A 14,024-nucleotide genomic window follows, 5' to 3' on the forward strand; every position below is an offset into this window, starting at 1 on the left:
CGCGATCCCGGATTGCATACGCCGCGCAGTGTTCCCCTCGCGAACGCCACCACAGGATACCGCTGGACATGCCCGCTGGCTTTCCACGACGCAGCGGCGAACGAGGCTCAACCATTCACGCCCGCATAACGCGAGTGAGGGCATCACGTATGCCACCTCAGGAGAGACGGCCATGGCTTGCCGTCGGGCAAAAGGATCGCGCATGAAAGCCGAACTCCGTCGCGGTGCCGTCGCGATGATCGCCTCGCTCCTGGTCATCGCCAGCGCCGCCTGCCAACGCGAGCAAGCCACGACGACGACAGCCAGCGCGCCTGAGCCATCCCGGCCCGCACCAGCACCTTCCGATTCCACGGACGTCGCCGATGCCAGCAAGGTGCCCGGTCCGGTGGAGAACACCCGCCTCACCGAGCCGTACGTGCGCATGGCCGCGCGCGACGTGTATTTCTGGGCGTGGCCGATGGTGAATATCTACAACCGCCGCCTCGGCTTCAAGGACCTGCCCGGTCCCGGGAAACTCGGCGGCGTACTGCCGGCCGCGCCCCCGAACCGCATGAGCATGCTCACCGACTACGTCGCTCCATCGGAACGCGAGGTGGCCTGTCCCAACCAGGACGTCGTGTATGGCGGCGGGCCGCTCGCGTTGGACATCGAACCGGTGGTGGTGCAGGTGCCGGATTTCGGCGATCGCTTCTGGGTCTACCAGATCGTCGACTCGCGCACGGACAGTTTCGTCAGCCTGGGCAAGATGTACGACACGAAACCGGGCTTCTACCTGCTGGTGGGTCCGGACTGGAGCGGCACCACGCCGCAGGGAATCGCGCAGGTGTTCCGCGCGGGCACCAACACCGGCTACGCCATTCCACGCGTGGCCCTGCTCGACACGCCGGAGGATCGCGCCGCCGTGCAGCCGCTGGTCGCGCAGATCGACATGTACCCCCTGTCCGAATTCGACGGGAAGATGAAGCGGCACGACTGGGCGGCATCGCCGTCCTTCCCCGAACCGCCACGGCCGGCGGGCGGCGGTGAAGCGCCAAAGGTGGTTCCGGAGAAATTCTTCGACGAACTGCCGGTCGTGCTCAAGGACGCCAAGCCCCTACCCGGCGAGGAAGCGCGCTACGCGAATGCGCTCGCACTGGTGGCCGCGCTGCAGAAGGACCCGAAGCTGAAGGCCGCCGCGATAGACGAAGCCCGCAAGACGGAACAGGACGTGATCGCCCCGCTCCTGCAGTTCCGCAACTTCGGCGTGCCGCTGCCGCACCACTGGACGACCGTGCGCAACGGCGCCGGATTCGGCAGCGACTACTTCACCCGGACGGCAGTGGCGCGTTCGAACATCTACGTGAACAAGCCCAACGAAGCCACCTACTTCTACCAGGACCTCGACGACACCGGCGCGCGCCTGGACGGCAGCAAGCGCTACACCGTCACCTTCGACAAAGGCGGCCCGCCGGTCAGGGGATTCTGGTCGCTGACGCTGTACGACGCGGACCACTTCTTCGCGCCCAATGCGATCAATCGATATTCGGTCGGGACGAAGAACAAGGATCTGAAACCCAATCCCGATGGTTCGCTGACGATCTACGTGCAGGCCGACGAGCCGACCGACCCCGTGCAGCGCGCCAACTGGCTGCCTTCGCCTGATGGCGCGGAGTTCTCGCTGTACGTACGCACCTATTGGCCCGAGCAGGCGATCCTCGACGGAACTTGGTCGCCGCCGGCGGTCAGACCGGCTTCGTGATCGGGTGGGTGACGTTTCGGAATGTCCGCTATCGGCCAGAAGCGGTCACCCATGAGGTGACAGCGCTTTGCGAACTCCATGGATCGTCCGCTGACGCAATGGCTCGACAATGAGGAGGAAGCCCGGTGATACAACGGAGCTTGTGGGGGCCGGAAAAACCCTGCAGCAACGGGATTCGTAAGCGCTCGACCACACCAGAGCCAACACGACACAGCGCCCATCACTGCTGGGCGGACCGTCCTCGTTTCCTGTCGTCGTGCTGCGCGGTGGCGCGACTTTGCACGAACTCCGGAAAGGTCTCCGCCAGCGACGCCGTGTCCGGCAGGATGTAGAACAGCCCGCCCCGTTCGAATGTCGGCGCGATGATCTGCGTGTAAAACTCCGGCGCGACGTTGATGCAGCCGTGGGTGACGCGGTTGTCGTCCGGCGAGGGCGATGCAAGGCGTTCGGGGCGCTTCTCGGCCGGCACGCCAGTCGCCGTGGGATGCATGGAGACCGCGGAATCGTAGTCCACCCACAGGACGCGCCCGGCGTCGATGGAGGGGCCGAAACCGCCGACGAAGCGACCGGCGGGCGTGGTGCGATCACGGCCCGGAATTTCGCGAAGCGCGAGACCGGCAACGCCGGGGGCGGCATGATCGCCGACCGCCGAGCCGAACAGCCCGGGCGCCGCGCCGCGAAGCCGGCCGTCGCCGCCGAACACCAGGATCTGTGCGGCGGCCTTGTCGATGATCGCGAACGGATAGCCTTCGCTGTCCCTGGATGCGACAACCCAGCCCGCGAGCTCGGTCACCGTGTCGGACACTTCCTGGCCTGGCGGTAGCAGGTCGATGGGGGCCACCGGTTGCTCGGTGGCGGCTTCCTCGGCGCTGGCCACGCCGAAACTGGCGCACGCCAGCGCCAGCGCTAGCACGCCGGAAGCGGCGCGGATCGCAGGGTGTAGGCGCGTAATGATGGGAAATTCCTTGGAACGACGACTAGAAACAGCAAAGATAAGAGACCGGTGGCCAGCAAGGCCACCGGATCCCGGGTTTTACAACGTTCGTCACAAATTGCGGCGCGATCAACCGCGCGGAACGCGGCGCGGCGCCGCTTCGAGCTGCTGGACGCGGCCTTCGATCTGATCCAGTCGCTGGTTGGCCTGCTGCGCCGACTGGTTGGCGGATTCGGCGCTCTGGGCTGCGCTCTGCACCCTCGTGTCGAGCTGATCGAGGCGTGAGTTGATCGTTGCAAACTCGTCGGTATAGGTGGCGCAACCACCGAGACCCAGGGCGGCGACGATCGCCACGCCGAGCGTACGCGCCATCGTCAGGTTTTGCTTGGTCAGAAACATCCCAATCCTCCTTCGTCTTGGATATCGGAAATCGCGGCCTTTTTGTTGGTGCCAAGAGCGGCTTCAGCTTGCTTCGGAATATGTAGATGGATTGTGAAGATGCGTCAACCCGCGAGGGTGCGGCTTGGTTCCAGCCGTGCCCCGCACCGCGCCTACTTGATCCGCCGCTTCTCCAGCTTCCGCGCCAGCGTGCGGCGATGCAGGCCGAGGCGGCGCGCGGCTTCGGAAATGTTGAAATCGCTCGCGGCGAGCGCTTCGTGGATGTGTTCCCACTCCAGCGTCTTGATCGAGGTGGTGCGTTGCGTGAGCTCCACTTCGGTGTCGCCCGCGGCGCGATCGAACGCCGCCTCGATGTCGTCGGTGTTCGAAGGCTTGGCGAGGTAGTGACGCGCGCCGAGCTTGATCGCTTCCACCGCGGTGGCGATGCTCGCGTAGCCGGTCAGCACGACGATGACGAGATCGGGATCGAACGCGTGCAGGCGCTTCACGCTCGACAGTCCGGACGCGCCGCCGGCGAGTTTCAGGTCGACCACCGCGTGCGTCGGCACGAAGTCCTCCAGCAGCGCGGGCATGCCCTCCTCGCCCGCGAGGTGGCGCACCTGGTAGCCGCGGCGTTCGAACGAACGCACCAAGGTGCGCGCGAAAGCCTCGTCGTCCTCGACGATCAGCAGGCGTCGGTCAGTCTTCGTCGTCATCGTGTTCGTCCTCGATGGCAAGGGCCGACAGCGGGAGCGTCATCGTGACCACCGCCCCGCCCTGCGGCCGGTTCTTCGCCGTGAGGCTGCCACCCAGCGTACGCGCAACGTTCACCGAGAGGAACAGCCCCAGGCCGCCGCCCGGGCGCCCCTTGCTGGTGTTGTACGGCGAGCCCAGCCGCTGCAGGATGCCGCCCGCGAAGCCGCCTCCGGCATCGCTGACTTCGATGACGAGCTGATCGTCGTCGCAGTCGGCGTCCAGCGCGACCCATTGCGGCGAGGCTTCCAGCGCGTTGTCGAGCACGTTGAAGACCATCTGCCGCAGGCTCGTGTCGGAGACGATGCGCGGGTCCACGCTGCAACGATTGGCATAGCTGAACGACGCCGGATTGCGCGCTTCGCGCCACTCGCGCGCCAGGCCGTCGAGCATCGCGTGCAGGCCCATTTCGGTGGGCGCTTCCGCGCGCGGGCCGCCGGCGGCGAGCAGGATGTTGGTGACGATCGATTTGCAGCGCGCCACCTGCGCCTGCATCTCGACCACGTCGTGGTGCAGCTCGCCATCGGAGGCGATGGTCGGCAGGTGCTGCCAGTCGCCGAGGATCACCGACAGCGTCGACAGCGGCGTGCCCAGTTCGTGCGCGGCGCCGGACGCGAGCAGGCCCATGCGCACGATGTGTTCCTCTTCCGCCGCACGCTGGCGCAGCTCGGCCAGGCGTGCGTCGCGTTCGCGCAGGATGCGGCTGATGCGGGTGAGGAACACCACCAGCAGCCCGGCGATCAGCAGGAAACAGATCAGCAGGCCCTGGACGTAGTAATCGGCCAGTCCGTGCGAGGGCTCCATCGTCAGCACGATGGGCGTGCGCGCCAGCGCCAGGCCGGTCACGCACAGGGCTGCGGCGACGGCGATCACCCAGCTCCACGGCGAGCGCAGCACGACGGTGCTGAGCACCACCTGCAACAGGTACAGGAACACGAACGGATTGGTGATGCCGCCGGAAAGATAGAGCTGGATCGTCAGCGAGGCGACGTCCACCAGCAGCGCGACGAGCAGCGCGTTGCTCGATGCATGCTCGCGCCGGCGCCACCAGAAATGGCTGGCGATATTGAACAGCGCCAGCGCGGCGATCACCGCGAACATCGAGGTCAGCGGCAGGGCGATGCCGAGCCCGTAATGCACGACGAGGATCGTGGCGACCTGCCCGATCACCGCGATCCAGCGCAGCTGGATCAGCTGCTGCATGTTGCGGAGGCCGGCAGTGCCGCGCGGGCCGGTCGCGGCGGAGATCCTGCGTTCCGCGTCGACGGACGGGTCGGTGGACAGATCGGCTTGCAGCGACGGTGCGGGCATGATCGGGGCGCGGTGGTTACCGGCGTCGATCATGGCGCAACCTGCGTTCGGACGCGATCAGGAACACCCCGGCCGCCAGCGCCAGCAGGGCCATGCCGAACCAGGTCACGGCGTAGGACAGGTGCGAATCGCGGAACTTCACCACGGTAAGGCCGCCGCGCGGCCACGCGTCGGAAGCGGCGCCGGCTTCATCCGCCAGACCTTCGTCCATGAAGAACGGCGCCACGCGATCGGCCGGAAGTCCATGTGCCTGCGCGATCGCCGCGACGTCGCGCGAATACCAGCGCCCCTGCGCCGGATCGTTGCGTCGAAGGAAACCGCCGCCCGGTTCGCTGATGCGCAGCAATCCGGTCACGACCACCCTGCCCTGCGGCGGCTCGCCGGCGGTCTGGCCCATCGGCACGAAGCCACGGTTGACCAGCACGTAATCGCCTGCATCGGTCTTCAATGGCGCCAGCACCCAGCTGCCCGCACCGTATGCGGTGACGGCCTGTGTGCGCGTTTCCTTGCCGGGTACGAATTCACCGGCGACCGACACGCGCCGATAACCGTCGGACGCGTCGGTGACCCGTGGCCACTGCGCGCGAGACGGCGCGGGAACCGGTTCGGCGTGCACGCGCGCATCCACGCGTGCGATGAGGTCGTGCTTCCACGCCATGCGCTGGACCTGCCACACACCCAGCGCGAGGAATCCGAGGAACGCGACCGCCAGCAGCGCCACGAACGTCACCAGCACGCCGGCACGTCGCGGCCGGGGAACGGAGCGCGCGTCGGCGACGGGACCGGTCATGGCGCGGTCTTCAGCATCTCCAGCATCTCGTGCGCGCCCGGCATCATGTTGGTGTTGAGGTGGTGCATGACCCACAGCGAGCCGGTCAGCACGATCACCACCAGCACCAGCGTGAAGATCAGCGCGAGCGCGTTCCAGCCGCCTTCGGACTTCGCGTTCATGTGCAGGAAGTACACCATGTGGACGACCACCTGCACGGCGGCGAACGCCATCAGGATGATCACCAGCAAAGGCGTGGCGACGGCATTGGACTTGCCCATCACCAGCGCGAACGGAATGGCCGTCAGGATGACCGACAGCACGAAGCCGGTCAGGTACTCCTTCTTCGAGACGTGCGGGATGCCGTCCTCGAGGAAGTCGTCGTCGTGGTCGTGGTGTGCGTGGTCACTCATCGCAGCGAGCCCATCAGGTAGACGAAGGTGAAGACGCCGATCCAGACGACGTCGAGGAAATGCCAGAACATCGAAAGGCAGGCCACCCGGCGCGTGTTGGCGCGCGTCAGGCCGTGCTTGCGCACCTGCAGGCACAGCACCACCAGCCAGATCACACCGAAGAACACGTGCAGGCCGTGTGTACCCACCAGCGCGAAGAACGCGGACAGGAACGCGCTGCGCTGCGGGCCCGCGCCCAGGTGGATCATGTGGTGGAACTCGTACAGCTCGATGCCGAGGAACGCCGCACCCAGCAGGCCCGTCACCACCAGCCAGCCGATCACGCCGGCCTTGCGGCGGGCCTGCATCGACAGCATCGCGAAGCCGTAGGTGATCGACGACAGCAGCAGCACCGCGGTGTTCACCGCGACCAGTTTCAGGTCGAACAGGTCCGCGCCCGACGGGCCGGCCGCGTAGCTGCGGCCCAGCACGCCGAAGGTGGCGAACAGGCACGCGAAGATCATCAGGTCGCTGAGCAGGTAGATCCAGAAGCCCAGCAGCGTGCCGTTCTGCGGATGATGATGGCCCTGCGTGTCGAGGAACACCGGCGCGCCGTCCTCACGGGTCATAGCGATGGAATCAGCCACGGAAGGTCTCCAGCTGCAGGGTGCGCGCGTGTTCGGTCGCAGCCACCTCATTGGCGGGGATGTGATAGTCGCGGTCGTAGTTGAACGTGTGCCAGATCGCGTAACCCACCACGCCGACCAGCGAGGCGATCGCCAGCCACCACACGTGCCAGATCATCGCGAAACCGCCGATGGTGCTCAGCACCGCCAGCACCAGGCCGGCCGGCGTGTTCTTCGGCATGTGCACGGGCAGGAAGCCCGACCGCATGCGCGTGAACCCGCGCTGCTTCATGTCCCACCACGCGTCGGTGTCGTGCACGACCGGCGTGAAGGCGAAGTTGTACGCCGGCGGCGGCGAGGACGTGGACCACTCCAGCGTGCGGCCGTCCCAAGGATCGCCGGTGACGTCGCGCAGCTGCTCGCGCTTGCGGAAGCTGACGTAGATGCAGATCAGGAACGCGGCGATGCCGATGGCGATGAGCACTGCGCCGAACGCGGCGATCTGGAACCAGATCTGCAGCGACGGATCCTCGAAGTGGCTCATGCGGCGGGTCACGCCCATCAGGCCCAGCACGTACAGCGGGGTGAAGGCGAACCAGTAGCCGGCGAGCCAGAACCAGAACGAGACCTTGCCCCAGAAGTCGTCGAGCTTGAAGCCGAAGGCCTTCGGGAACCAGTGCGTCATCGCCGCGAACAGGCCGAACACCACGCCGCCGATGATCACGTTATGGAAGTGCGCGATCAGGAACAGGCTGTTGTGCAGCACGAAGTCCGCCGGCGGAACGGCCAGCAGCACGCCGGTCATGCCGCCCACGACGAAGGTGATCATGAAGCCGATCGTCCACAGCATCGGCACCTCGAACCGGATCCGGCCGCGGTACATGGTGAACAGCCAGTTGAAGATCTTCGCGCCCGTCGGGATCGAGATGATCATCGTGGTGATGCCGAAGAACGAGTTGACGCTCGCGCCCGACCCCATCGTGAAGAAGTGGTGCAGCCACACCAGGTACGACAGCACCGTGATGCACACCGTCGCGTAGACCATCGACGAGTAGCCGAACAGGCGCTTGCCCGAGTACGTGGACACAATTTCCGAGTACACGCCGAACAGCGGCAGGATCAGGATGTAGACCTCCGGATGGCCCCAGATCCAGATCAGGTTCACGTACATCATGGCGTTGCCGCCAAGGTCGCTGGTGAAGAAGTTCGTGCCGACGTAGCGGTCCAGCGCCAGCAGCGCCAGCACGGCGGTCAGCACCGGGAACGACACCACGATCAGCACGTTGGTGCACAGCGAGGTCCAGGTGAAGACCGGCATCTTCATCATGGTCATGCCGGGCGCGCGCATCTTGATGATGGTCACCAGCAGGTTCACGCCCGATAGCAATGTGCCCACGCCGGCTATCTGCAGCGCCCACAGGTAATAGTCGACGCCCACGCCCGGACTGAACGCCAGGCCCGACAGCGGCGGATACGCCAGCCAGCCGGTCGCGGCGAATTCACCGAAGAACAGCGACATCATCACCAGCACGGCGCCGGAGACGGTCATCCAGAAGCTGAAGTTGTTGAGGAACGGGAACGCGACGTCGCGCGCGCCGATCTGCAGCGGGACGAGGTAGTTCATCAGGCCCGTGACCAGCGGCATCGCCACGAAGAAGATCATGATCACGCCGTGCGCGGTGAAGATCTGGTCGTAGTGGTGCGGCGGCAGGTAACCGACGCTGTCGCCGAACGCGATCGCCTGCTGCAGACGCATCATCAGCGCGTCGGCGAAGCCGCGAAGCAGCATCACCAGACCGAGCACGATGTACATGATGCCGATCTTCTTGTGGTCGATGCTGGTGAACCACTCGTTCCAGAGGTAGCCCCACAGCTTCTGCTTCGTGATCACCGCCATCAGCGCGAGGCCGGCGATCACGGTGCCGATGAAGGTCACCAGCAGGATCGGCTCATGGAACATGGGAATGGCATCCCATGACATGCGTCCGAAGATCGGTGAGGTCGGGAGGGTGCTGCTTTCGAGGGACATCGCAGGGAATTCCGGAATGAGGTCTGGCCGGTCGGGAGGCGGTCGGGCGCGATCAGGGCGCCTTCATGCCACCCACCGCACCGGTCAGCGAGCGGGGCGCGGCATCGTCGATCGAACAGACTTCGGCCGACACGTACGCGCCCAGGCGCGGGTCGCCGCGGCGCGGCGTGGCGAGCGGCTTCAGGCCGTCCAGGCCCAGGCCGCCGGCGGCGTCGATCGCCATCATCTGGTTCATGCACAACCGGTCCAGGTCGACGCAGCGGTTGAGCACCGCATCGAACAGGCCGCTGTCCACGCTGGCGAAGTGGCGCACGGGCTCGCGCTCGGACGGCTTCTCCAGCTCCAGATACGCCGCGCGCGTAAGCGACAGTTCGCTGCCGCGCACGTCGTTGAGCCAGCGCTGGTACTCGGCTTCGGACCGGCCATGGAACTTGAAGCGCATGTGCGAGAAACCCGCGCCGCTGTAGTTGGCCGAGAAGCCGTCGTACACGCCGGGCGCATTGATCACCGCGTTCAACTCGCTCTCCATGCCCGGCATGCCGTAGATCATTCCGGCCAGCGCGGGCACGTAGAAGGTGTTCATCACCGAGGAGGCCGTGATGCGGAAATGCACCGGGCGATCGACCGGCACGACGACTTCGTTCACCGTCGCCACGCCCTCTTCGGGATAGACGAACAGCCACTTCCAGTCGAGCGCGACGACCTGGATTTCCACCGGCTTCACGTCCGCCGGCACCGGGCGCCCCTCGGAGAGGCGGTCGAGCGGACGGAACGGATCGAGCAGGTGCGTGCTGATCCAGGTGATCGCGCCGAGCGCGATGATGATCAGCAGCGGAACGCCCCAGATGACGAGCTCGAGCTGGGTCGAATGATCCCAGTCCGGCTTGTAGGTGGCGCTGCGGTTGGAGGCGCGGTAACGCCAGGCGAACAGCAGCGTGAGCGCGATCACCGGGACGATCACGATCAGCATGAGCACGGTCGCCACGACGATCAGCTGCCCCTGGCGGGCGGCGATGTCGCCGGCGGGATTGAGAACCAGCAGGTTGCATCCCGACAGCGCGACCGTGGCGAGAAGCAACACGGCGGCCTGCAGGAATCTGCGCGCGATGGACATGTGGGATGGGGGCTTACGGATTGAGCAGGATCAATGTATTCCGGCCGTCGCGCGGGGAGAATTGGACGTTTTGTCCTATCGTCCAGGCCGGTTGTCTCTGTCAGGCTATCGTCGCATCCTCCTTTGTCCAACCGGCTTCGGACGTTCCGGGCCGGTATTCCGAGTGTCCCGCGCGATGTCATCCGCCAGCCCCACCGCCGCAAACTCCACCGTTTCGACCCACGACCACGGCACCAAGGCGCACACCGACGTCGCGCCGGGCGAAATCGCCGTCGGCGTGGTCATCGGGCGCGCGTCCGAATACTTCGACTTCTTCGTCTTCGGCATCGCCGCCGCGCTGATCTTCCCGTCGGTGTTCTTCCCGTTCACGGGCCGGCTGGAAGGCGCGCTGTGGTCCTTCGCGGTGTTCGCGCTGGCCTTCATCGCGCGCCCGCTGGGCACGATCCTGTTCATGTCGGTGCAGGAACGCTGGGGCCGCGGCATCAAGCTGACGCTGTCCCTGTTCATGCTGGGCACCGCCACCGCCGGCATCGCCTTCCTGCCCAGCTACGCCACGCTCGGCGGCGCCTCGATCGCGCTGCTGGCCGGCTTCCGCATGCTGCAGGGCGTGGCGCTCGGCGGCTCGTGGGACGGCCTGCCCTCGCTGCTGGCGATGAACGCGCCGAAGGAACGCCGCGGCTGGTACTCGATGCTCGGCCAGCTCGCCGCGCCGGTGGGCTTCATCGTCGCCGCCAGCGTGTTCGCGTTCCTGTACGCCAGCCTGGGCGAGGCCGACCTGCTGTCGTGGGGCTGGCGCTATCCGTTCTTCGTCGCCTTTGCGATCAACGTCGTTGCGCTGTTCGCGCGACTGCGCATCGTGGTGGCCGACGAATACCAGAAGAAGATGAGCGAACTCGAGCTCGAACCGACGCCGATCCGCGAACTCTTCCGCGCCAAGGGCCGCCACGTGGTGATCGGCGCTTTCGCCGCGCTCGCCAGCTACGCGCTGTTCCACATCGTCACGATCTTCCCGCTGTCGTGGATCCTGCTGTATTCGCAGAAGTCGATCGTGGACTTCCTGCTGGTCCAGATCCTCGGCGCGTTCATCGCCTGCGGTGGCGTCGTGGCCTCGGGCCTGATCGCCGACCGCGTGGGCCGTGCGCGCACGCTGGGCGGCCTCGCCATGGGCATCGCGATGTTCAGCGGCTTCGCGCCCACGCTGATGGGCGGCGGCGACGTCGGCCAGGCGGCGTTCGTGCTGATCGGCTTCGCGCTGCTCGGCCTCTCGTACGGCCAGGCAGCCGGCGCGGTGACGGCGAACTTCGGCCGTCGCTACCGCTACACCGGCGCGGCGCTCACCTCCGACCTCGCCTGGCTGATCGGCGCCGCCTTCGCCCCGCTCGTCGCGCTGGGCCTGTGCTCGCAGTTCGGCCTGGCCTGGCTGGGCGCGTACCTGCTCTCCGGCGCCATCGGCACGCTGGCCGCGCTGGGCATCAACCGGGCGATGAACTACAAGAGCTGAGGCGCGGCGGCTGTTCGCCCCGCTGCACCGATCGAAACGCAACGCCCGCGGTTCATCCCCGCGGGCGTTTTCGTTGGATGCACCGCATGCGGCGAACGGATCAGCGTCGCACCAGGTCCAGATGCGTCAGGTACAGACGCAGATCGAACTCGAGCTGGTGGTAGTCCGCCTCCATGTGCGTGCACAGCTGGTAGAAGGCCTTGTTGTGCTCGGGTTCGCGCATGTGCGCAAGCTCGTGCACGACGATCATCTTCAGAAAGTCCGCAGGCGCATCGCGGAACACCGTGGCGATGCGGATCTCGCGGCTGGCCCTGAGTCGTCCGCCATGCACGCGCGAGATGGCCGTATGCGTGCCGAGCGCATGCTTCATCACCTGCAGCCTGCTGTCGTAGACCACCTTCCCCAGCGGTACGGATTTGCGAAGGTGACGGTCCTTCAGCGCCTGCACGTAGTCGTACAGCTGCGCGTCGTTGCGGACGGTATTGGGCTGGTCGTACCTGTTCGCGAGCATCGCGCCCAGCCGGTCCTCGTCGATCAGCCGGCGCACCCGCGCCAGCAGGTGTTCGGGGTAGCCGGAAAGGTATTTCAGCGTGTCCATCGGCGGGCAAGTGGCGGCAACGGCAGTATCATGGCCCCGAATCCAACGGCACGAAACCGCGACATGGCGAAGGCGAATCCCCTCCAGGAACAGTTGCTCAAGGCGGGCCTGGTCAAGAAATCCAAGGTGGCCGAGGTCGCGCGCGAGCAGAACAAGGCCCGGCACGCCAAGTCGCCGTCCGACATCCAGCTCGACGCCCAGCGCGCACGCGCGGAGAAGGCCGAGCGCGATCGCGCGTTGCAGGCGCAGCGCAAGGCGCAGGCGCACGCGGCGGAGCTTCGTGCGCAGGCGCGGCAGATCGTCGAGGACCGCAAGGTCCCGCGCACCGGCGAGAGCGAATACCGCTTCACCGAAAACGGCGCGATCCGCACGCTGCTGCTCAACGAGGACCTGCGCGGGAAACTGGCGTCCGGTGCCCTGGCGATCGCCCGCATCGACGATCGCCATGAGCTGATCCCGCGCGCGGCTGCCGACAAGGTGCGTGAGCGCGACGCGACCATGATCGTGCTCGATCACGGCGCGGACGCCGGCACCGACGCCGACGTCCCCACGTCCGAGGACGATGCGTACTACGCGCAGTTCAAGGTGCCGGACGATCTGATCTGGTGATCGATGCGGTGACCGCGCCCGGGTGGATCGTGCGCATGGTCACCCGATCCCGGATGCGCTTCGCTTACCCGGGCTACGAAGGCTACAAGGGCGCGGTGTCGCGGGTAGCCGACGCCAGCACCGCATCCGTGTCCTGTCCGAGCACCGGCGCGGCGAATGGCGCCGGGCCAGGCGTGCGGCCGAAGCAGATCGGCTCGGCGACGCCGCGATAGCGACCGACCACGGGATGCTCGATGCTGGTCATGATGCTCTCGGCCAGCACCTGCGGATGGTCGAACATGTCCTCGACCTTGCGCGCCGCCGCGCACGGCACGTGGTCGGCGAGCAACGCCTCCCACTCGGCCGCGGTGCGCGAGGCCAGCGCGTCGTGCAGCAGCGGCACGATTTCGGCCGCGTGCTCGGCCCGCTTGCGCACGGAGTCGTAGCGCGGATCGTCGGCCAGCGCGTGCAGGCCGGTTTTCTCGCACAGGGCGCGCCAGAACCGCGGCGTGTTCGCCGAGATGTACAGGTGCCCCTCGCGCGCCGGATGGATGCCGGTCACGCCGCCCGAACGCATGTCGCGCCCGATGTCGAGCGATTCGCCTTCGACGTAGATCAACCGGGCCGACTGCATCGTCAGCGCGCTGCGCAGCAGCGAGATGCCGACGTACTGGCCGAGTCCGCTTCGTTCGCGCTCGTACAGCGCCGACGACACGCCCGCCGCGAGCAGCGCCGCCGCGTAGTAGTCCACGACCGAGCCGTACACGATTTCCGGCGGCCCGCCGCGCTTGCCCTGCAGCGAGCAGATGCCGGTCATCGTCTGCAGCACCTGGTCGTAGCCGGCCATGTCCTTCATCGGGCCGGAGTCGCCGTAACCGCTCACGGCGCAGTAGATCAGGCGCGGATTGATCACGCTGAGGCGATCGAAATCGATGCCCAGCCGTTTGGGAACGGAGGGCCTGAAGTTGTGCACCAGCACGTCCGCCTCGCGCACCATGCGCAGCAGCGCGTTCAGTCCCTCGGCGCTTTTCAGGTTCAGCGCGATGCCGAGCTTGCTGCGGTTGACGCCCATGAACGCGCGGCTTTCGTCCTGCAAGGTCGAGGGATACTGGCGCAGGTTGTCGCCATCGGGCGGCTCGACCTTGATCACCCGCGCGCCCTGGTCCGCCAGCAGCGTGCAACCGTAGGGGCCGGCGATGTAGGCGCTCAGGTCCAGCACCTTGACCCCGCTGAGCGGGCCGCCGCCCTCACGCCGGATCAGATCGAAAGGCGAGGAAGATTCCATGGAACGGG

The 14,024-nt window shown here is 66.7% G+C and carries 14 protein-coding genes; 3 read left to right on the forward strand and 11 right to left on the reverse strand.

All coding sequences use genetic code 11. The features are described 5' to 3' along the window. Nucleotides 1-202: 202 nt before the first annotated feature. Nucleotides 203-1,738: a DUF1254 domain-containing protein gene (locus tag I4U41_RS00205; RefSeq protein ID WP_206858345.1), complete on the forward strand. Its 1,536-nt coding sequence runs from the start codon at nt 203-205 to the stop codon at nt 1,736-1,738. A 220-nt stretch (nt 1,739-1,958) separates the two neighbouring features. On the opposite strand, the gene I4U41_RS00210 is transcribed toward I4U41_RS00205, so the two are convergent. The 9 genes from I4U41_RS00210 to cyoA form a co-directional block, all read right to left on the reverse strand. Further along, nucleotides 1,959-2,651 (reverse strand): hypothetical protein, encoded by a 693-nt coding sequence (locus tag I4U41_RS00210; protein WP_343225228.1) that lies wholly within the window; start codon nt 2,649-2,651, stop codon nt 1,959-1,961. 150 nt (nt 2,652-2,801) lie between these two features. Next, on the reverse strand, nt 2,802-3,071 hold the full coding sequence (locus I4U41_RS00215) for a hypothetical protein (RefSeq protein ID WP_206858347.1): 270 nt from the start codon (nt 3,069-3,071) through the stop codon (nt 2,802-2,804). A gap of 152 nt (nt 3,072-3,223) precedes the next feature. After that, nucleotides 3,224-3,766: a response regulator transcription factor gene (locus tag I4U41_RS00220; RefSeq protein ID WP_206858349.1), complete on the reverse strand. Its 543-nt coding sequence runs from the start codon at nt 3,764-3,766 to the stop codon at nt 3,224-3,226. Then, on the reverse strand, nt 3,750-5,147 hold the full coding sequence (locus tag I4U41_RS00225) for an ATP-binding protein (RefSeq protein ID WP_206858351.1): 1,398 nt from the start codon (nt 5,145-5,147) through the stop codon (nt 3,750-3,752). Before I4U41_RS00225 ends, I4U41_RS00220 begins: the two co-directional genes overlap by 17 nt. Next, complete coding sequence (locus I4U41_RS00230) at nt 5,131-5,904, reverse strand: SURF1 family protein (RefSeq protein WP_206858353.1); 774 nt, start codon at nt 5,902-5,904, stop codon at nt 5,131-5,133. Before I4U41_RS00230 ends, I4U41_RS00225 begins: the two co-directional genes overlap by 17 nt. Beyond that, the gene (gene cyoD, locus I4U41_RS00235; RefSeq protein WP_206858356.1) at nt 5,901-6,296 is read right to left on the reverse strand and encodes a cytochrome o ubiquinol oxidase subunit IV; all 396 of its coding nucleotides are present in this window, start codon (nt 6,294-6,296) and stop codon (nt 5,901-5,903) included. The genes I4U41_RS00230 and cyoD overlap by 4 nt, the downstream gene beginning before the upstream one ends. Continuing rightward, on the reverse strand, nt 6,293-6,904 hold the full coding sequence (gene cyoC, locus I4U41_RS00240) for a cytochrome o ubiquinol oxidase subunit III (RefSeq protein ID WP_206859155.1): 612 nt from the start codon (nt 6,902-6,904) through the stop codon (nt 6,293-6,295). The genes cyoD and cyoC overlap by 4 nt, the downstream gene beginning before the upstream one ends. Nucleotides 6,905-6,914: 10 nt before the next feature. Next, on the reverse strand, nt 6,915-8,894 hold the full coding sequence (gene cyoB / locus I4U41_RS00245) for a cytochrome o ubiquinol oxidase subunit I (RefSeq protein WP_206859157.1): 1,980 nt from the start codon (nt 8,892-8,894) through the stop codon (nt 6,915-6,917). Nucleotides 8,895-8,982: 88 nt separating this feature from the next. Then, nucleotides 8,983-10,044 carry a ubiquinol oxidase subunit II gene (gene cyoA / locus I4U41_RS00250; protein WP_206858358.1) on the reverse strand — a complete coding sequence of 354 codons (1,062 nt, stop codon included), beginning with the start codon at nt 10,042-10,044 and terminating at the stop codon, nt 8,983-8,985. A 175-nt stretch (nt 10,045-10,219) separates the two neighbouring features. Here cyoA and I4U41_RS00255 point away from each other — a divergent pair, with 175 nt between their 5' ends. Further along, the gene (locus tag I4U41_RS00255; protein ID WP_206858360.1) at nt 10,220-11,545 is read left to right on the forward strand and encodes an MFS transporter; all 1,326 of its coding nucleotides are present in this window, start codon (nt 10,220-10,222) and stop codon (nt 11,543-11,545) included. Between the two features lie 100 nt (nt 11,546-11,645). On the opposite strand, the gene I4U41_RS00260 is transcribed toward I4U41_RS00255, so the two are convergent. Continuing rightward, entirely contained in the window at nt 11,646-12,143 is a 498-nt protein-coding gene (locus I4U41_RS00260; RefSeq protein ID WP_206858362.1) for a YgjP-like metallopeptidase domain-containing protein, read from the reverse strand. Between the two features lie 63 nt (nt 12,144-12,206). Here I4U41_RS00260 and I4U41_RS00265 point away from each other — a divergent pair, with 63 nt between their 5' ends. Beyond that, complete coding sequence (locus I4U41_RS00265; RefSeq protein ID WP_206858364.1) at nt 12,207-12,752, forward strand: DUF2058 domain-containing protein; 546 nt, start codon at nt 12,207-12,209, stop codon at nt 12,750-12,752. An 82-nt stretch (nt 12,753-12,834) separates the two neighbouring features. Here the strand turns inward: I4U41_RS00265 and I4U41_RS00270 are convergent, their stop codons facing one another. Further along, nucleotides 12,835-14,016: a CaiB/BaiF CoA transferase family protein gene (locus tag I4U41_RS00270; protein WP_206858367.1), complete on the reverse strand. Its 1,182-nt coding sequence runs from the start codon at nt 14,014-14,016 to the stop codon at nt 12,835-12,837. Nucleotides 14,017-14,024: the final 8 nt, after the last annotated feature.

Origin of the sequence: Lysobacter changpingensis (assembly GCF_017308985.1) — a bacterium.
GTDB lineage: Bacteria > Pseudomonadota > Gammaproteobacteria > Xanthomonadales > Xanthomonadaceae > Lysobacter_J > Lysobacter_J changpingensis.